At 69.1% G+C, this 18278-nt stretch carries 13 protein-coding genes; 3 read left to right on the forward strand and 10 right to left on the reverse strand.

From position 1 onward, the window contains the following. Positions 1 to 175: 175 nt before the first annotated feature. From DMH01_RS07165 to DMH01_RS07195, 7 genes are all read right to left on the reverse strand, one after another. On the reverse strand, positions 176 to 1339 hold the full coding sequence (locus DMH01_RS07165; RefSeq protein WP_233621437.1) for an IS30 family transposase: 1164 nt from the start codon (positions 1337 to 1339) through the stop codon (positions 176 to 178). 150 nt (positions 1340 to 1489) lie between these two features. Beyond that, positions 1490 to 2155 (reverse strand): DNA alkylation repair protein, encoded by a 666-nt coding sequence (locus DMH01_RS07170; protein ID WP_125674442.1) that lies wholly within the window; start codon positions 2153 to 2155, stop codon positions 1490 to 1492. Positions 2156 to 2212: 57 nt separating this feature from the next. After that, positions 2213 to 5596 carry a hypothetical protein gene (locus tag DMH01_RS07175; RefSeq protein ID WP_125674444.1) on the reverse strand — a complete coding sequence of 1128 codons (3384 nt, stop codon included), beginning with the start codon at positions 5594 to 5596 and terminating at the stop codon, positions 2213 to 2215. Positions 5597 to 5648: 52 nt separating this feature from the next. Further along, complete coding sequence (locus tag DMH01_RS07180; protein ID WP_233621438.1) at positions 5649 to 8729, reverse strand: ATP-binding protein; 3081 nt, start codon at positions 8727 to 8729, stop codon at positions 5649 to 5651. Next, positions 8729 to 9355 (reverse strand): hypothetical protein, encoded by a 627-nt coding sequence (locus tag DMH01_RS07185; protein WP_125674447.1) that lies wholly within the window; start codon positions 9353 to 9355, stop codon positions 8729 to 8731. The genes DMH01_RS07180 and DMH01_RS07185 overlap by 1 nt, the downstream gene beginning before the upstream one ends. 24 nt (positions 9356 to 9379) lie before the next feature. Continuing rightward, positions 9380 to 11011, reverse strand: a complete 1632-nt coding sequence (locus DMH01_RS07190; protein ID WP_125674449.1) for a CATRA system-associated protein — start codon at positions 11009 to 11011, stop codon at positions 9380 to 9382. A 3-nt stretch (positions 11012 to 11014) separates the two neighbouring features. Further along, complete coding sequence (locus DMH01_RS07195; protein WP_233621439.1) at positions 11015 to 11611, reverse strand: toll/interleukin-1 receptor domain-containing protein; 597 nt, start codon at positions 11609 to 11611, stop codon at positions 11015 to 11017. Between the two features lie 224 nt (positions 11612 to 11835). Between DMH01_RS07195 and DMH01_RS07200 the strand changes: the two genes are divergently transcribed. Continuing rightward, positions 11836 to 12771 (forward strand): SEFIR domain-containing protein, encoded by a 936-nt coding sequence (locus DMH01_RS07200; protein ID WP_158633195.1) that lies wholly within the window; start codon positions 11836 to 11838, stop codon positions 12769 to 12771. A 145-nt stretch (positions 12772 to 12916) separates the two neighbouring features. Here DMH01_RS07200 and shbA read toward each other — a convergent pair whose 3' ends face one another. Both shbA and DMH01_RS07210 read right to left on the reverse strand, forming a co-directional pair. Continuing rightward, positions 12917 to 13567, reverse strand: coding sequence for an RNA polymerase sigma factor ShbA (gene shbA / locus DMH01_RS07205; RefSeq protein ID WP_125674453.1), 651 nt, complete (start codon positions 13565 to 13567; stop codon positions 12917 to 12919). 4 nt (positions 13568 to 13571) lie between these two features. Further along, on the reverse strand, positions 13572 to 14006 hold the full coding sequence (locus DMH01_RS07210) for a hypothetical protein (protein ID WP_125674455.1): 435 nt from the start codon (positions 14004 to 14006) through the stop codon (positions 13572 to 13574). 222 nt (positions 14007 to 14228) lie between these two features. Between DMH01_RS07210 and DMH01_RS07215 the strand changes: the two genes are divergently transcribed. Next, a complete protein-coding gene (locus tag DMH01_RS07215) occupies positions 14229 to 16718 on the forward strand; it encodes an ATP-binding protein (protein ID WP_125674457.1) in 2490 nt (829 codons plus the stop codon). Positions 16719 to 16775: 57 nt separating this feature from the next. On the opposite strand, the gene DMH01_RS07220 is transcribed toward DMH01_RS07215, so the two are convergent. Next, positions 16776 to 17747, reverse strand: coding sequence for a hypothetical protein (locus DMH01_RS07220; protein ID WP_125674460.1), 972 nt, complete (start codon positions 17745 to 17747; stop codon positions 16776 to 16778). A gap of 263 nt (positions 17748 to 18010) precedes the next feature. On the opposite strand from DMH01_RS07220, the gene DMH01_RS42675 reads away from it, so the two are divergent. Further along, complete coding sequence (locus DMH01_RS42675; protein ID WP_158633196.1) at positions 18011 to 18169, forward strand: hypothetical protein; 159 nt, start codon at positions 18011 to 18013, stop codon at positions 18167 to 18169. Positions 18170 to 18278 lie beyond the last annotated feature (109 nt).

The raw sequence follows: 18278 nt of genomic DNA on the forward strand, positions 1-18278 counted from the left end.
ATCGAAAACCCTGCTCTGCCCATCGAAGCATGATCACCACACAAGCCCTGGTCACCACACCGACAGACCGGTCAGTGTCCGTGAGGTCCTGAAACATCAACTGTCCGACATGTCCTGAACTCAGACAGACGGTTAGAGCGAGGTGGATTCATGCGATCGTCGCAACATGCTCCTGTTAGGACAGTAGCTTGTTGAGTCGTTCGGCTGGGGTGTCCCAGTCGAGGGTTTTGCGGGGGCGGCCGTTGAGTTCGGCGGCCACCCTCGCAAGGTCTTCCCGGCTGTGTGTGGCGAGGTCGGTGCCTTTGGGGAAGTACTGACGGAGCAGGCCGTTGGTGTTCTCGTTCGAGCCTCGTTGCCAGGGTGAGTGCGGGTCGCAGAAGTAGATGTCGAGGTCGGTGGCCAGGGTGATCTGGGCGTGCTGGGCCATCTCGGTTCCTTGGTCCCAGGCCAGTGACCGGCGCAGCTCGGCGGGCAACCGCTGAATCGTCTTGATCATCTCGTCGGCGACGGTGGCGGCGTCTTTCCCGCCGGGCAGGTGCAGCAGCAGGCAGAACCGGGTCGAGCGTTCGACCAGGGTCCCGATCGCCGAACGATTGTCCTTGCCCATGATCAGATCGCCTTCCCAATGCCCCGGGATCGCCCGGTCCGCGGCTTCGGCGGGGCATTCGGAGATCGGGACCATCCCGGCGATCTTGCCCTGACGGGTCCGGCGCCCATCGGGCATCCGATGCGGCCGGCGGATCACTCGCCCGGTCCGCAAGCACTGCGCCAGCTCACGCCGCAGCACGCCCCGGCCTTGGACGTAGATGGCCTGGTAGATCGTCTCGTGACTCACGTGCATCCTCGGCTGGTCGGGAAAGTCCCGGACCAGCCTCGCAGTGATCTGTTCCGGCGACCACCGCGCCCGCAGATCCGCCTGCACTCTGTCCCGCAGCACCGGGTCCACGGCCAGCTTCGCCGGTTTCGGCCGTTTCGCCCGCAGCTCGGACAACTGCTGGGCACTGCTGGCCCGATAGCCCTGCCCGGTGCTATTACGGTCCAGTTCCCGCCCGATCGTGGAGCGATCCCGGCCCAGCCGGCGCGCGATCTCCGCTCTCGGTACTTCCTGGGCCCACAGGATCATGATCTCCTCCCGCTCGGCCAGCGAGAGATAGCGGCCCGACCCCGCCTTCGGCGCATTACTGATCACACCGCCAGCCTCGTCGAACCACCGTCTCCCGCTGGCCCGCGACACGCCCACAGCCACCGCCGCCCGCTCCACCGGCAACCCGGCCCGAACCCGGTCCCAGAACGCCACCCGAACATCCCGCGGCAACCAACGACGACGTATCCCAGCCATCACAACACCTCCACATCAGATGCTGCGACGACCGCTAGAACCCAAGCGATCCTTATCACTCACGACCCCTGCGCAAGGCCGGGTAAAGCGCCCGAATCGGACCTCTCGCCTCGCGCGGGAGTCCCTTGTGGACGGTCAAAGAACCGCGTGTCACGCCTGCCGTCGCACCATCTCGGCGATCCAGGCGGGCGCGAACGGCGACGTGCAGTTCGGCGGGGTCGGATAGTCCTTGAGCACTTCGAGGCGCTCCCCGATGCCGATCGCCCGGGCACGGTGCTCCGCGTGGTCGATCCCGATCTGCGCCAGGCAGTGGTTCATCGCCCACTGCAGGCGGTCCGGCGCGGTCTTCATCTCCGCTTCGATGACGTCGAGCAGCTTGGCGAGATCGAGACCGTCGGGCTTCTTCGCCACGCGTTCGGTGGTCAGGGCCCAGCCGGCGCTCGCGACCACGGGGTCCGGATCCGCGGACCACGCCAGGCGCAGCTCTTCGGCGTGAGGGTTCTTCTTGACCACGTAGTTCACGAGCCAGTCGTGCACCTTCGGAGTACGCGCCTCGCGCACCATGCGGTCCAGCTCGTCGCGGTCGAACGCCTTCGGGCGGCAGATCAGGAGCGCGAGCAGTTTCGCCGCCGTGTCGTCCGTTTCCCACAGTTCGCGCGCGAGGTCCTGCTGGGTTTTCAGCCGCTTCGCGATCGCACGAAGCTTGCCGAGGTTCACCCCGTGGTCGTCGCCGTGTTTCTCGTTCACCTGCCGCGCGCGCGGATCTTCGAGCGCGGCCAGTTCGGCCAGCACCTCGGCCGTCGTCGTCCCGGTCATCTGGCCAGCCTAGAGGCGCTCCGGGCGGACGAGCCGTCCACCCGGAGCGCCGCGACGTCAGCCGCGTCGGGCCAGTTCGTCGGCGTGCTCACGCAGGAGCGCGGCCACCCGCGGCCAGCCGACGTTGATCCGCCGGGCCCAGCCCCGATGCCGCTGCGCGAGCTCCCCCGAGTCGCCGTCCTGGACGGTCAGACCGGTGGCGAAACCTTCCCGGAGATACCCGCCGTCGGCGACGTCCAGGACGTCCCGGACCGGCTCCGGCGGCCATCCGCCGTCGGGAACGGGGGAACCGCTCGCCAGCAGGGTGCCGATCGTCCGGTCGCCGAACGCCGCCCGGCCACGTTCGGCGAACTCCGTACGGGCGCGCGAAACCCAGGCCTTGAGCGCGACACCGTCGAGACCCGAATCGGTGGCACCCGGCATGGTGCGCGTCTCGAAGATCGTCAGCCACGCGTTGACCAGTTCCACGCTCGGGGCGCCGTCGTCCGCGGGCTGGATCCGGGTGCAGAGCTCGACGAACGCGCCGGGGTCCTCGGCGAGGATCCGCTGGAGGCTCCGCGGTTTCCGGTGGTGTTTGAGCGCCGCGTGGAACCGCAGCTCCAGCCGCGCGACCGCGACGTCCGAACCGCCCGCCTCGGTCAGGTGGTCCAGCAGCGGCCCCACGTGCGCGACGGCCTTGCGGTCGGGTGCCTCGACTCCGTCGGCGGATGCCTGGAGCAGCACGTCCTCGACCAGGGACACGGGCAAGGACGGAGGTTCGGCGGCGCGCACGGCCAGCGCGAGTGCCTTGACCGCGGCCCACGGCCGTCGCCGCGCGAGTTGCGTGACGAAGAACGATTCCTGTCCTTCGGGGAGCGGCCACGGGCCGACGTGCGTCCAGTAGCCCTCGAGGACCGCGTCGTCGGCGGCTTCGAACAGCGCCGGCGCGTGCTCCACCGGAATGGCGAGGAGATAGTCGACCAGCCTGTCCTGCTCCTTGAGCTGCGTCGCGATCCCATGCCGCCACTCTTCACCCTGGCGCCGCGCCATCTCGCCCGCCCAGCCCGCCGCCCAGTCCTCGCGCCCGAGTTCCGCGAGCGCGTCTTCCTGGAGGTCGTCCCCGGCGACCTGGGCCGCGACCACTCCGACCAGCCTGGGAAGAGCGCTTTCGGCGGCGAGGGCGCTCAGCCCGGCGGCACCGTGTTCGCGCAGGACACCCCCGACCGCGTCCCGGCGAAGACGCCCGATCTCGGCGTCACGCGCGTCCGGGTCGAGGGAGTCTCCGCCGTCCAGGTACGGGTTCCCGCCGAACAGCAGGCCGTGCCGCCCCGGGTTGACCGCGGGCTCGACCATTTCGGCGCAGGATTCCAGCCACTGCAGCAAGTCCTCCGGCAGCGTCCAGCCCGCGCCGTCGTGGTGACGATGCTCGGCGATCACTCCGGTGAGCAGGCCCCACAGGCGAAGGCGTTCGTCCGGCGAGAGCCGTTCGGCGTCCAGCCTCGTGAAGGCGTCCACGACGCGATCCCACTGCGCGCTGTTCAGCTCGGGCAGCCGCTCGAAGAACTCGCACCACCGGTGAGGCCGTTCCGCCAGGGCCGACAGCGCCGAGGCGAGCAGCTCGTCTTCGAATTCCGGCCCGTCGGCGACGGCGACCGGCGGCGCCGGGACCGTCCATTCGAGACGGACCTGGGGCCGCTTCGGGCTCGCGAGAAGGTGTCCGCGCGGGCCGCGCAGCAGCGCGAGGGCCAACCGCCAGCCCGCTTCCGGCGACCGGCGGCCGATCGCCTTGACCAGTTCGGTCCGCTGACCGGCGGGCAGGTCGAGATACGGGTACCAAGGCTGCACCAGGGTGATCAGGGATTCGAGCGGCTGGTCACCGGTCTCCCGGCCGGGCCGCGTCAGCTCGGCCAGCAGTGAGACCACCATCGGCAAGGCGTCATCGGACCAGCTGACCGTTTCCAGCGCCGCGATCAACCCGTCGGAAGTACCGCTCAGTGGTGACGGGTCGCTGGTCAGCGCGTGATCGACGGCGCCGAGGAACTCGTGGGGAGCGGCTTCCGCGAGCAAGGGCAGCACGTCCGCGAGCGACCGCCAGAGCACGCCGTCCGCGTCGTCGTTGGCTTGACCGAGCAGCTCGCGGACGAAACGCGTGGCGTGGTCGGCGCACGCGACTCCACCCGACAGCGTCGTCTCCCCCTCGGAGGCCAGCAGCGCCGCGCTCCGCGCCAGCCCGTGCCGCAGTTCCGCCGACCACTTCCGCCCTGGCTCCCGCTCCGTGAGCACCTTGACGGCTTCCTCGTGCCAGCGCCGCAGATCCTGCGCGCCGAGCCTGCCGTGGAGCAGCGCCCAGGCATCACGCGGATCCGCCAGCCGCACCGTGTCCCCCGACCGGGCGAGCAAGGGGTCGTCGCCTGCCTCGGACCTGGCGAAGAAACGCGTGAGCTCGTCGATCTCCCGCCCGGCGATCACGGCGATCTCGTCCAGATCGTGCCGCGATCCCGCCGACCACCGGCCGATCAGCAGGAGCGGCGCGGCGAGATCGCGCTCCAGCGGGTTCACCCACTTCGGGAGATCACCGGCGACGGTCAGTTTCCGGCGCAGGGCGCCGAGGCTCAGCCGCGCGATGTCCGCGTAGGCCGTCGCGTCGGCGGGCGGAACCCCGGCCGCGGCGAACGTCTCGGCCGCCTCGTCACGGGGAATCCCGGGCAGTTCCAGGAGATCGGCACCGTTCCGGTCCGGCGTTCTCCGCACGACGACGACATGCCCGCCACCGGTGTCCTCCCCCACCTCGACACCGTCCACCACGGCGACGAAAGGGCCCTCCAGGTCGCGGCAGTGACGCCAGCCCTGCTCACTGGACACACGGACCGCGCGAAGCCCCGGCCGCTGGGCCGCCGCCGCGGTCGCGACGAACGCCGCGGCCTCGGTCCGGCTGCCGGCGTAGACGGGCAGGATCGACGGCGCGGCGTCCAGCCAAGCGCAAAGCCGGTCCATTTCTCGGGCCCGGCCGAGCACCGGGAGTGTCTCGGGCAGGACGGGACGCGTCTCGTTCCGCCAGGATTCGAGCCACTCCCCCAGGTCTTCGAGACCCTGGACGATGCCGATGCCCAGCTCCGGGGCGATCCGGATCAGCTCCATGACCAGCCCCGCGATGTCCTGTTCCGCCGTGCGACCGCCGAGCCGCCGGTACCGCAGGCGGGCGAGCCCGGCGATTTCGGACGGCAGTTCGCTTTCGGCGGGCATGACGGTGTCGTCGACAAGGACCGGGACGATCTTCTTCCCGAGCCGCAGTGCTTCGGCGATCTCCTCCCCGACTCCGTCGTCCAGCCCCTCGGCGCCGATCGGCACCACCAGGACGGACGCGGAGCCGCCGGACCGCACGACCCGGTCCCTTCCGAACACGTGACCGAGACTCCGGCCGAGACCGTCACCTTCCCGGGCGGTGATGAAGATTCCTGCCATGATGCGAAATCCTTTCCAGCGAGCACAGTGGATGAGGCGTACGGGCGGTGTTTCACTCGGCTTCGCGGCGGGCGCGGGCGAGCACCTCCTCGACGCTGAGCGGGCTGGCCGGATGGTGGGTGAGGCACAGCGGGGTGGTCACCCGCTGGAAGCCGAACGCCTCCCCCGACACGTAGAACTGGGCGCGTTCCAGCCGCGAGATGTCGTCGACGGGGCTGCCCTTGGCCCTGGCGAGTTCGTTGGCGGCGGCGATCTGGGCCGGGCTGTTGAGCCTGCCGAAGAACTGCGTCATCGCGTTGCCGACGACCTGGTTGTGCAGTCCCTTGGGCGCCTGGGTGGCGAACAGCAGTCCCAGGCCGTACTTCCGCGCCTGCGAGGCGAGCACGATGGTGCTGCGGGTGCTCGCGGTGAGCGTCCCCGACGCGGCGAGCATCTGCGCCTCGTCCATGACGAAGAGGGCGCCGAGTGGCCGGTCACCCGCCGGATTCCGCTTGGCCCAGGCGAAGAGCTCCATCTGGAGCTGGTTGACGAAGTTCTGCCGCTGTTCCTCCGAAGGCAGCCCGACGAAGCTGACGACCGAAACCCTCGCTCGCTTGCCTTCCCCGGGAGCGAGCAGGAGCGCCGGGTCGACGGGCACGCCACCGCCCGCCAACAGGGGATCGTTGACCATGGAGGCCTTCAGCAGCTCGGCGAGCTCGGCCGCCCGCCTCCTCCCGTCGTTCAAGGTGCTCACCCCGTCGGGCAGGTCTTCGAGCACCTCGATGAGTTCGGGCAGGCTCCGTGACCCGGTACGGGCGTGGTGCACGACCGCCTGCCGCAGCACCGCGAGCCCGACGGTGGTCTTCGCCGTGCCGCCGGTCAGCTTCACCTGGGGCGCGAGGGTCGCCACCGCGACCTCGACGGCCGCGTTGAACTCGTCCTCGTCGTCGAGGACACCGGCGAAATCGGGCAACGGCTGGAACGCGAGCGGCCGCCCGCCCGCTCGTCCCGGCGTCCACACGACGACGTCGGTCTCGGCCAGATACCGCTTGGCGAGCTCGGCGTCGTCGGCTCCCCACGCCTCGGGCGGCTCCGGCCAGGCGTCCCCGAGCCGGGCGAGGTCGTTGTTCGGATCCAGCACGATCGCCGAAACGCCCTGCAGCGCGCATTCCTCCACGATCCGCCGCAGCAGCACCGTCTTCCCGGATCCCGAACCCGCGAACACCGCGGCGTGCTTGCGCAAGGCCGCCAGTTCGATCCGGACCGGTTTCCCGCTGCCGGTCACGACGCCCAGGGTGATCTCCCCGTCCGCAGACGATGTTCGAGCCTCGTCGGGCGCGGATCGGGGAAGGGGCTCCGGCAGGACTTCCGCCAGGAGTTCCGAGCGCCCGGCGGGGCGCCGGTCGACGAGCCACTCGTGGAGTTCCCGGCTACCCTCGGCGAACATCTCGTCCAGTGCCCAGAACGTGCGAATGTCCGCATCGGACAGTTCGCGCGCCCGGCCACCGTCCTTCTTGAACGCCTTGAGTTCCGCTTGGGTCTTGACACCTCGCGACCAAGCCAGATTGCGGATCACGACCAGGTGCCTGTTCTCGGCTCCCTTTCGCACTCCGGCCGCCGAACGCGCCTTGCGGAAGCGGTGCAGCACGGCGACGGGATTCGGTGCGGCGATGGCGCGGAACGCCCAGTGCTCCTCCAGATCGGAGGCCTCGTCCACCGTGCGGGTGAGCCAGGCGTGCAGTTCGTTCCGGTCGCTCTTGGCCCCGTAAACCCATTCCAGGTTGTCGTCGCCGACCTCGGTGATCCATCCCCGGAGTGCCGCGGCCAGCAGGCGGGGCATCACCTGGTCCTCGACCTTCGCGTCGAGCAGAGCGGACGGGTCGGCCTCCGAGCGGAGCTCCTCGAACCGTTTGTCCAGCTCGGCGAACCGATCGGCGGCCATCGCCGGACGCGGCGGCCCGGCCGATCGCGCCCCGCCCTCGTCGAACGTGGTCAGCTCGGCGATCCGGCCGGCGCGGACGCAGGCGTCGATGTGCGCGCCGATCCGCTTCAGCACGTCCCGCGGGGACATCTCCTCCCACTCCCCGTCGAAAGCGGACGGCGACACCGGCCAGGTGGGGTGCGGCGGCACGAAGTTCATCGCCTCGTAAGCGACTCCGAGACGCTTCTCCACCAGCGCCCTGCCGACTTCGGCATCCCTCACCCTGCCGAGGATCAGGGCTTCCCGGAAGCGATCCGGAACGGTGTCGGTGGCCTTCTCCTTGAGCAGTTCCCACGTGCCGGGGAGGCAGGCGAGCACCGTCATGGTCCGTTTCGTCGTCTCCCGCAGCCCCATCAGCCCGTCCGCGATCTGCGCGACGAGCAGGTCTTGTTCGTCGCTGTCCCGCACTTTCTGGAAGCTCACGGCGGAACGGGCCACCAGGGTGTCGAGCTGGTCGACGGCGATCACGATCGGGCCGGTGAGCGCGAGCAACCGCGTGATGTTCCTGACCTGGGTCTTCGCCGACTTGGGGTCCGACCGGATACCCCATTTGCGGCGATCCCCGGACTTCGACTCCGGGAACACGCCGAGGTAGTCGTCCCCGACGTAGTTCTTGTTCGGATCCTCGCTCGCGTAGAGCACCAGCGCCCGTGCCGTGTCGGCGCATTCCCTGGCGACGTCCCGGTCGAAGGCGCGCAGACCTTCGACGAACGTGTCCACATCACCCCTCGACAGCCCGCGCCCGTCCAGGATCTTCTTGGTGACGTTCGCGTCGATGCTCGCGCGGAGGCAGACGCGCCGGAGAAAGCTGGTGAGCTGCGGTACGCCGGAGCCGTCGAGCCGCGAAAGGCCCCGGCGCATCGCCTCCGCGGTGTTCTCCCAGAACGCGTCGCCCGCCGTGAGGTCGTTGAGGAAGAAGTAACCGCGGGCACCATGGGCCTGTTTCCGGACCAGACCGAGCAGGTGGGTCTTGCCCACGCCCTTCTTCCCTTGGAGGACCAGCCCGATCGGGCTCGGGCCGTCACTGGCGACGGCCTCCTTGATCCCCGCGCTGACCTGCGTCAGGACGCCGGTGTGCAGACCGTCGACGTGATACGGCGAATCACGCCACACGTGATCGGGTGTGTCGGCCCAGTCGAAGCGCAGCGCCGCGAGCGCGCTCAGCTCGTCCATCACGGCGCCTCGATCGAGATCAGGTGGTTGTCCTCACCACCGACGCGGACCGCCGCCGCGTGGTCCGCGGCGGTGAGCGCCTTGCGGTTCGACTCCGGCACGAGGTCCGCCTGCCCCGAACGGCTGAGTTCCTTCAGCACCGCGTCGACGTCCACAGTGGACGCTTCGCCGAGCATCGGGCGCAGCTCCACCAGCGCGACCCAGTCCCGGGGCGAACGGGCGAGTTTGCGGTAGGCGATCCGGATCCGGGTCTCGATCTCCTCTGCCGTCACTTCGACCTCGGGCATGAAGAGGTCGGCGAGCCGGAGTTTCTCCCGCCGCAGGTGTCTGCCGAGCCCGCCGAGCACGACGTACAGGGCGCTGCCCAGGCTGGTCCGGGGCAACGGCGGCTCTCCCGCGCTCAGTTCCTCCTCGCACCAGGCCCAGCCGCGCTCGGTCAGCTCGTGGAAATAGGGACGGCCGCGCTGTTCGCTGGCCACCAGGTCGAGGCCGTTGAGCTGACGGCGTTCCTTGCCGTCGAGGGCGAAGCCCACGATCTCGCGCAGCTCCGGGTTCGACACCTCGCGGGCGACCACCATCAGCGCGAGCATCGCCGCGATCTGCTTCTGTCCCAATCGATCCGTCATCCGTGATCCTTCCGTACCTGGTTGCTATTGATCGAGGAATCCGCTGAATCCTTGGCGCGTCACCCTGGCCTCCGAGGTCCGCACGGCCCACTCGATCGCCGTGCGGGTGTCGGGCGGCGCGAGCACGCGGCGTTCCGGATTCGTTTCGGTCGTGCGGGTCCGCGTCACCGACATCAGTTCCTGGGCGAGGTCCTGTACCCGCTCCCGGTCCCCCGCGCCGATCGCGATCTGCAGCTCGGCGACGATCTCGTCCACCAGCCCCCACATCAGCGGGCGCAGCCGGGCGTGCGCGGCCTGCCGGAGCACGCCCGCCACGTCGAGCTCACCCGGATCGACGAGCGCCGTCGTTCCGGTGAGCTGGTCCACCAGGCTTCGGGCGATCTCCATCGGCCCGCGGGACGGGCCGAACTGGAGATGCCGCAGATTGCCGACGTAACCCGGCAGGGTGTTCGGCTTGGTCTCCTCGGTGAGCACCGGGACGACGCGGCGATCCTGGCCGAGCGTGCGGTGCAGGAACAGCTCGACCTCGGCCGACTGCCACCGGCTCACCTCCCGGTCGACGATCAGGCACAGATGTTTCGCGTCGTCCTCGGCCTTCTCGAGCATCGACCGTTCGCCGGAGAACGACAGCACCGGCCGGACGCCGAGCTCCACCAGGTACTTCATGAGTTCCTCGGCGAGCCGCATCGTCGGCCTGGTCGTGCTGACCCGGACGTCGTGGGCGAAGGTGTGCTTCTCCGCGCGGACCGCGGCGACGTAGGCGTCCCGGTTCTCCGCGAGCAGATCCGTCCGGTCGAAGTCGTGCGCGACGACCGCCGCGACCGTCTCCAGCGCGAAACTGATCTGGTCGGCGGTCGGGCTGAGTTCCGTCATCACCGGGAGCTGCTCGCCGAAGGTCCAGAACGAGACATACGGCAACGTCAGATGACGGGACATCACGTCGGGAGAGACGTCGCGGTCGAGCCAGCTGCGGAACAGGCCCTTGGTCTCTTCGAGACAGATGCGGCGCCACTCCTCCGAGCGGGCGTACTCCTCGCGGGCGTCGAATCTGGACAGTACCGGGAGGACGGTCAGCTGCGGCCGGTCGTAGGGCATGCGGTCGCGGGCGGCGTTCGCCCGGTCGGCGATCTCGACCGCGCCCCGCATGCTCTGCACGTTCGCCGTGAAGAGGACGACGAGCCGGTCCGGCAGATGGGCGGTGCAGATGCCCCCGATGTCGGAGATCCCGGTGCGGCTGTCGATGAGGACGTAGTCGTAGGCGGCCGTCCACTGTTCCCGGCACAGTTCGAGGTAGTCGCCGAAACCCTGTTCGTACAAGGCTTCCCAGTCGAGGTCCTGCACTCGCCGGACGTAGGCGTCGTCCGCCCGGCCGGCGGTGATGACGTCGAGCTTCACCTTCCCGGTCAGCCGCGTCGTATGCGCGCCGGGACGGAGCCTGCCCTCGCGGAAATCGTCGATCAGGTCCACGACGCCGCCCGACGGGGGCGCGCTCATCATCGGCCGGAAGTAGGTGTCCAGCCCGGGCGCTTCGAGGTCCCAGTCCAAACACAACACCCGGTTTCCCCAGCGTGCCAGGAGAACGGCGATGTTGGCCAGGGTGAAGCTCCGCCCGACGCCGCCCTTGTAGGAGTAGAAGGTGACCACGGTTCCCGGCATGGGTCAGAACCTCGGCAGCTTCGACGGCCTGGGCGGGTCGGGTGGCGGCGGCGTTTCGACCGGCCACTCGGGAGACCACGGCGGCGCCTGCGCGATGACCTCCACCAGGTCCTCCACCATCAGCGCCAGCTCACGGTCGAAGTCGAGGTACTCGGGGGTGTTCTGGTACTGCGGATGGGGTTTGTTCCAGTCCCGGAAACTGTGCATACGACGTTCGCGGGCGTAGCCGGGAAAGTTTTCCGAGTCACTGAAGATCACCGGATAGATCAACCTGCCGGGCTTCGCCGAGCCGCTGCAGGCGACGATTTCCTCCCGTTTCGCCATCGTGTGCCATTCGGCGAGGCACCACTCGTCGCGAAAGTACTTCGGGGAGCAGACCGGGATCAGGATCCGGGCGCGCTGTAACGCGTCACGAGCCGCTTGCGGCCACCTTTCTCCGACCGGAACGCTGTCCTCCAGAAATATCTTGACGTCATAGTCGACATTGTCGTCCAGAAGTCTCTGCAACCGAGGGTGGAAGTGATTCCGGACCCAGTCCGGGGCGTCGCCACCGCCGCGGCGATAGCTGATGAACACGTCGTACTCGTACACGAGCGCCATCGCCCCTTCGCACCCCGATCCATTTGACAGCACCGATCGTAGGGGTCCACGACGCCTTCGAAAAAGGTACAAAAACACGACAAAAACTGGACACCGAAGCGCGCACGAGCCCGAAAACGACAGAAAGATGACAAGCGGGCGACAATGGGTGCCCCAGGGTCTTGGGATCGCCGAGAATGCGACCCACCCGGCGGGCCGGGTTCCTTCGACCGACAGGAGTTCCGATGGCCGACAACGAGCCGCCGCACGTGTTCGTCACTTACGCACATGATTCACCGGAGCACAAAGAGCGGGTCCGCCTCTTCGCGGAATTCCTGCACGGCAGGATCGGCCTCGAAGTACATCTTGATCAATGGGACGACGGCGAACGCCGCGACTGGTCATTGTGGGCGTTGGACCACCTCGACACGGCGGATTTCGTGGTCGTCATCGCTTCGCCGGCGTACAAACGCCGCGCCGAGGGCAGGGCGGCGTTCGACGAAGGCCGCGGCTCCCAGTTCGAGGCGGCGCGGATCCGCGACCGGATGACCAGGAATCTCGGCGGCGAGATCAAACGGATCCTCCCGGTCGTGTTCTCCGGGCAGTCCGTCGACGACATCCCGAACTTCCTCAACCCGCACTCCACCACGAGATACCCGATCGAGGTGTTCACCGAGGAGGGGGTGGAGGATCTGCTGACCGCGATCACCGGCAGGGCCCGGCACCAGCGGCCCGAACGCGGCCGATGGCGTGGCGGCGCGACGAGCGGGGCCGGACCAGGCAGGACGTCGCTGGCGACCGGCCTGGAATGGCGCGCGTGCAGCAGCGGCATCCGCACGGAAGGCGCGCGGATCAACGACATGCAGTACTCGGACAGCATCGTCCTGCGCGCGGCCGAGCGGCTCGCCTTCGTCGAGGTGAGCCTCGGAATGACCTACCGGCGGCTGACCGCCGTGGTCGGTGTCCTCGACGACGCGGTCGAGCCCTTCCAGGTCGGGCACTTCCGCGTACTCCTGGACGGGAGACCGTCACCCGAAGTCAAGGTGGCGCTGGGGAAACCGGCGGAGATCGACCTCGACGTCACCGGTGTCCTGACGCTCCGGCTGGAATTCCACCGTCCGGGTACGACGGAGAGCAGGTGGCTCCCGGAACTGGCGTGGGGCGACCCGGCCGTGGAGTAGCCGGTGAGGACGGCTTCCGCTGGCACCGGGAGTCACGGCACGGCCGACGTCCACCAGCCCCACGATGTTGCGAAAGCCACTTTCACAACCTTCAACGTTGCGAAAGTGGCTTTCGCAACACGCGCGGGAGTAGCCGTCCCGCCCCTCAAGAGAAGTCCTCCTCCTTCACCAGTTCGCGAAGCTTCACCAACGCACGGTGCTGTTTGACCCGCACGTTCCCCGGAGTCAGCCCGAGCGCGGCGGCGGTCTCGGTGGCGGTCAGCCCGACGACGATCCGCAGGGTGAGCACCTCACGCTGCAGCTTCGGCAGCAGGGCGACGAACCTGCCCAGCCGGGCGCCGAGGTCGACGCCGAGCGCGTGGTTTTCCGGCTCGTTGCGGGCGGATCCGGCCTCCGGCAGTTCGGCCACGGGGTCGGATCGGTCGCGGGACACCACGCGGAAGGCGTCGGCCACCTTGTTGGCCGCGATGGCCCGCACGAGGTAGACGAAGGAGCCGCCTCGATCTTCGTACCCCGGCAGCAGTGTGAAGACAGCGAGGCAGACTTCCTGCGCGACGTCGTCGGCCGACAGGTAGGAGAGGTCGCGGCCGCCCATCCGCGCGCGGCAATAGCGCACCAGCATCGGCTTCACGACGGCCAGCAGCGCGTCCACCGCGTCGGGGTCGCCGGTCTTCGCCGCCGCGACGAGTGGATCGAGCGCTTCCTTGGTCAGGCGGCCCGACGGGCGCGGCAGGGCCGCCAGCGCGCGGTAGCCCCGGAGTTCGCCGTCGATCGGGCGGGTGTCGAGGGTCGGCATCGGTTCAGCCCCTCACTTTCGCGGTGGAGTCGAGCCGACGGACCTGCGCGAGAAAGGCGTTCATCCGCCATCGCAGGCTGTACGCCTTCGCCGTGTCACCGAAGAGCTTCTTCTTGTGGAGGATCGCGGCCAGCTCACCGACCGTGCGCCCGTCCGCCTCGGAGATCTCGAGGGAGATGCCCTGCCGGACCCGGTCGAACTCCGGCGAGCGGGCGATCATCGGATTACCGTCGTCCGCCACGGACCAGCCCTTCCCCGCGATCTTCTTCTTGAAGACCTGGCGCAACTGCTGCCCGCTCAAGGCCGTTTCCACCCGCCGCGGCCGGAACCCGTGTCTCTTGAGGGCGGCGTAACCCAGGTACAGAACGGCGATCACGAGGAGGATCAGGGCGACGGCCGTGCCGTTCCCCTCGGTCGTGGTGTCAGTGGCGATTCCCATGCTCTCTCCCGGGCGTTCGCGGTCCGAATGCCCGGTAATCGAGGAGCGCGGTGGCGGCGTTGCGGAACGGAGTTTGTTGTCCTCGTTTTGTCCGTTGCCGGAATACGCGAAGCGGGCAGATCAAGGACAGTTGTCCCGGCCGCGCGACCATCGGTAGCGAAATCGTTCCCGGGATCGATCCCTGCGCTGGCGAACCGGCACGATCACTGGGAGCGAGCGCTGATGATGGATCGTTTCGATGTCTTGTTGTGTTTCACCGCGGCGGATACGGACGGCGTCGCGCGGATGGGCGAGGTCGAAGCGGCTCTTCGCGACGCCGGGCTCCGCGTTCTCCAGGACACGGTCGTCGACGGGATCACCCGCGAACTCGCCGACGCACTCGCGAATTCACGGGTCGTGCTCGTCCATTACTCGCGGGCCGGCCGTGTGCATGTCCTCGATCCGGATGCCGGCGGCGAGCACGGGGATCCGAGGGACCCGGCGGCTCTTGTCGAACTCGTCCTGCGCAAGGTGGCCCACCGTCCGCGCGGCGGCGGGAACCGGCTGATCGGACGGTATCGGGAACTGTCGGCGATCCATCACGGCCTGCGTGCCCGGCCGGTCCTGATGGTGCGCGGGCTGCCGGGTGTGGGCAAGACCGCGCTGGTCGAACGGTACGCCGACCTCTTTCGGGACGCCTTCGACGGCGGTGTGCTGCGGCTGGGTCCTTTCGGGCATCACGCTCCCGAAGAGGTCCTGTCCCAGTTCCACCTCGCGTTGGCTCGCGCGGCCGGGGATCGGCTGGGCACCGACCTGACCGGAATGGACTTCGACCGGCTGCGCGCCCACATCGCCGAGCGGATCGGGGCCGCCGGTCACCGCGTTCTCGTCCTCATCGACGACGTACCGGCGGGACTCCCGCCGGACGTGCTGGACCGGCTGCTGCTCCCCACGCCCGAGGTGTCCACGGTGCTCACCTGCCGGACAGGGCAGTCTCCGTGGGACGTCGAGACGCTGGACCTCGCCGGGTTGTCACCGGCTGAAGGTCTCAGGTTGTCCGGCGAGCACCGCGCACCGGCTGACGACGCCGAGCGACAAGCGGTCCTCCGGCTCATCGAGCATTGCGACGGGCATCCGATCACGGTGCGCGCCAACGCTTCCCCGGGTGCCGATCGCTCCGGCTCGCGTCCGGACACCGCGCCGCCCGCCATCCGTGTCCTGCTCGCGGACCGCGGACCGATCGCCGCCGGGATCGTCCGGCTGGGCGGGCTACTGGCGCCGGTCCCCTTTCCGCTCGGTATCGCCCGTGACGTTCTCGGCGCCGGACCTGGCCTCACGGAAGCCATCGACGAAATGCTGACTTGGGGCCTTGCCTCCCTTGTGGACGGTGGGCTGCGGCTGCAACCACTCGTGGCGGAGGTCGCCGGTGCCGGGCCCGATCCGGGAACACTGCCGGAGTCCGCGGCGGAATCCCTGCTGCGCCTGCTTTCCGACGACCACGCCGGATACCGGGACTTCCTCCTCCAGCACGCCCGTTTTCTCGCCGAGCGCACGTCCCCGGCGTACCGGATCCGGCTGCTTCGCCCGATCGCGGCCGCGCACGAACGGCACCTGGACTTCTTCGCGGCGGGTGAGATCCACGCGATGATCCTGGCCACCGAAGGAGCGACGAGCACGGACTTCGTGGCGGCGGCACGGGTGGAGATCGCCTGCGGTCTGTTTCCGGAGGCCGCCGGGCACGCCCGGCACGCACTGCTGTCGGCGGACGACGACGACGAGCGGTCCGTGGCCGGGCTGGTCGCCGCGCAGGCGTCCGACTGCCAGGGCGACTACGCCGCCGGTGAGCGGATGTTCTGGCACAGACCACCAGGCCAGGGCGAAACCCGATTGCCCGCGATCGTGGCGAGCGCGCAGGCCTTGCGCCTGCGGGGGCGCCCCAGGGAGGCCATCACGGCTCTCACCGCGATCCTGCCGGAGCTCCATGCCTTGCCGAACGGGCAACTGCGCGAAGAACTCCTGGCGTCGGCACTGCTGGAATACACGCGAGCCCTCCTGCTCGACGGCCGGCCGCGACCGGCACGCGAGGTCGCGGCCGAGGTGGTCGCGGCCTTCCACGCCGCCGGCCGGACGCGGCACTTCCGGTGCACCGAAGCCGAATTGCTGTGGGCGGAGGCGACGGTCACCCTCGACCTGCGAGACCTTCACGCGGACCGCACCACGCTGCGCGAACTCGCGAACGGCTACGGACGACGCCACGGACCGGCGAGCGCGCCGGCCTTGACGGCCGCGGCCATGGCCGATCGCGCACTGCTGATTGCCGGACAGCCGGAGCAGGCCTTGCGCGCACTGAGCGCGACGGAGCGAACCGTGGTCCGCGTTCTCGGCGGTGACCACCGGCTCCGCTACCGGATCAGGCACGGCATCGCCCTGGCGCACGGGCAGATGCGCGAATTCGGCCGCCAAGCCGAACTCCTCGAAGAGATCCTCCAGCCACAGATCCGGCTGCTGGGCACGACCCATCCGGAAACCCTGGAGAGCAGGCTCGACCTCGGTCTCGCGCTGGCCTTCAGCGGGCGCGACCGGGACCGGCGTGCCACGGAACTGGTCGACGGCGCCGCGGACGACATCGTCGCGACGCTCGGGAGCGCGACCGATCTGTCCGAGAAGGCGGTCGCGGCGCAACGGGTGCTGCGGCACAAGACGGTCGCGGCGTGGCCTGCCGGGTGGTCTTGATTCTCTGGTGAGGGAAGGTGCCGGCAACGGCCGTCAGAGACCGCACCACAGAGGAGCTCAGGCCCCGCTCGACGGCCGCCAGCGCACCCCGTAGGCGAAACCCGGTGTCAGATGCCGGAACTGGACGTGGACCTCGCCGGAAGCGTCCGGCGTCAACGGGAATCCGCGCGCCGCCTCGTCACTCGCGTCGTCCTGGAAGACCCGTTCGAGTTGCACGACCTCCACCGGGATCGGCAGGGCGAACCGGACGTGCAGGTCGAACAGGTCCACCGGGTGCCGGGGAACGCAGACGAAATGCGGATGCCTGAATTCCGCCCGGAACCGCAAGGCGATTTCGTGTTTGCTCGACCGTTTGAGCGGTCGGGGCAGCCGTAACGCCAGCCCGACCCGATCGGTGGACTCCATCATCCGGCCGGTCAGCCGTCCACCGTGGAACACGTCCACGCGCAGATCGTCGCTGCCGATGGCTTCGCCGCGGTAGACCGAGTCGGTCAACGTCAGCGCGAGATCCAGTTCGGCGATGTCGTCGGCGTCCGCGACGATCCGGCGGGATTCCAGGACCTCCGGGACCGGCTGGTCCAGCGCCACCGCCACGCGCAGCTCCTCCGTGTGCCACCTTCGGCTGGGCTCGGCCGCTTCGCCCTCGTCGGATTCGCTTGTGGACGCCACGGCGACCTCGGCGAGCCGATCGATGCCTTCGTCGATCCGGCGGCGGGCCGTCCGGTCGTCGCGTTGCAGATGCCTGGCCAGCCAGCGCACCCGATCCTGGTAGAAGGGGTGCACCGCCTCCGGATGCAGCCCGAGCGCGGCCAGCACCGCGGTGCCCAGGTCCTCGGGCAGCGAACGCGCCCACCCGGACAGGCTCTCGCCCAGCGCCCGCCGGATCGCCGCGTTCCCGTCGCCCCCGGACGCGCCGCAGACCGCGCGCAACGCGGGGCCCGCTCGTTCGGCGAGCTGTGGTGCCGCAATTCCCCTGCCCCGCCGAAGCAGCTTCAATTCGACGGCCAGGTCCGCAGCGCTGACGGTCACCAGTCCTCCCCTAGTGGTTCGAGCACGGTCGTCAATAGTCGTCAGCCCGGCGGCCCGTGTCCAGCCGATCGCGGCCGTGTAGCGCCGATCGTTATTTTGGGTTTTCCTTTCCCGCTCATACGGGAAACAGGAAACTCCTTGTCGCTCACGGACCGGCGACGCATTCTTGGTGAGCCGCCCCAATTAGCGGCGAATAACACACCAACCAGCGGTTTTCCCGCGTTGTCGAGTGCTGCCCGGACGCGCATACCGAAGGAGTCGAAATGCAGGTCATGTGCTCGTTTTCGCTGCTCTTACGGCTGGCTTTCTGGCTGTGGGTGGTCGCGCTCGTCCTCGGGCTGGCAATCGGCAGCGCGCCGGAAACCGCGCCCGCGAACCCGGTCTCGCCCGCGGTCGCCACACACGGAAAGGAGGTGGACTGACATGCAGACCCACGCCATCGACCTGATTCTGGCCCTGCTCGGCCTCGTGTTCGGCTGAGGACACGGGTGACCGACGACATGAGATGCCTCTGCGTCCGGCGGCCGGGTC

The sequence above is a fragment of the Amycolatopsis sp. WAC 04182 genome (genome assembly GCF_003947465.1).
In the GTDB taxonomy this organism is placed as follows: domain Bacteria; phylum Actinomycetota; class Actinomycetes; order Mycobacteriales; family Pseudonocardiaceae; genus Amycolatopsis.

Coding starts and splice junctions, on each gene's coding strand:
- DMH01_RS07195 (WP_233621439.1), bottom strand. CDS start 11,611: ATGGCGCTCGTGTACGAGTACGACGTGTTCATCAGCTATCGCCGCGGC.
- DMH01_RS07165 (WP_233621437.1), bottom strand. CDS start 1,339: ATGGCTGGGATACGTCGTCGTTGGTTGCCGCGGGATGTTCGGGTGGCG.
- DMH01_RS07180 (WP_233621438.1), bottom strand. CDS start 8,729: ATGGACGAGCTGAGCGCGCTCGCGGCGCTGCGCTTCGACTGGGCCGAC.
- DMH01_RS42675 (WP_158633196.1), top strand. CDS start 18,011: ATGCAGGTCATGTGCTCGTTTTCGCTGCTCTTACGGCTGGCTTTCTGG.
- DMH01_RS07170 (WP_125674442.1), bottom strand. CDS start 2,155: ATGACCGGGACGACGACGGCCGAGGTGCTGGCCGAACTGGCCGCGCTC.
- DMH01_RS07185 (WP_125674447.1), bottom strand. CDS start 9,355: ATGACGGATCGATTGGGACAGAAGCAGATCGCGGCGATGCTCGCGCTG.
- DMH01_RS07210 (WP_125674455.1), bottom strand. CDS start 14,006: ATGGGAATCGCCACTGACACCACGACCGAGGGGAACGGCACGGCCGTC.
- shbA (WP_125674453.1), bottom strand. CDS start 13,567: ATGCCGACCCTCGACACCCGCCCGATCGACGGCGAACTCCGGGGCTAC.
- DMH01_RS07200 (WP_158633195.1), top strand. CDS start 11,836: ATGGCCGACAACGAGCCGCCGCACGTGTTCGTCACTTACGCACATGAT.
- DMH01_RS07190 (WP_125674449.1), bottom strand. CDS start 11,011: ATGCCGGGAACCGTGGTCACCTTCTACTCCTACAAGGGCGGCGTCGGG.
- DMH01_RS07175 (WP_125674444.1), bottom strand. CDS start 5,596: ATGGCAGGAATCTTCATCACCGCCCGGGAAGGTGACGGTCTCGGCCGG.
- DMH01_RS07215 (WP_125674457.1), top strand. CDS start 14,229: ATGATGGATCGTTTCGATGTCTTGTTGTGTTTCACCGCGGCGGATACG.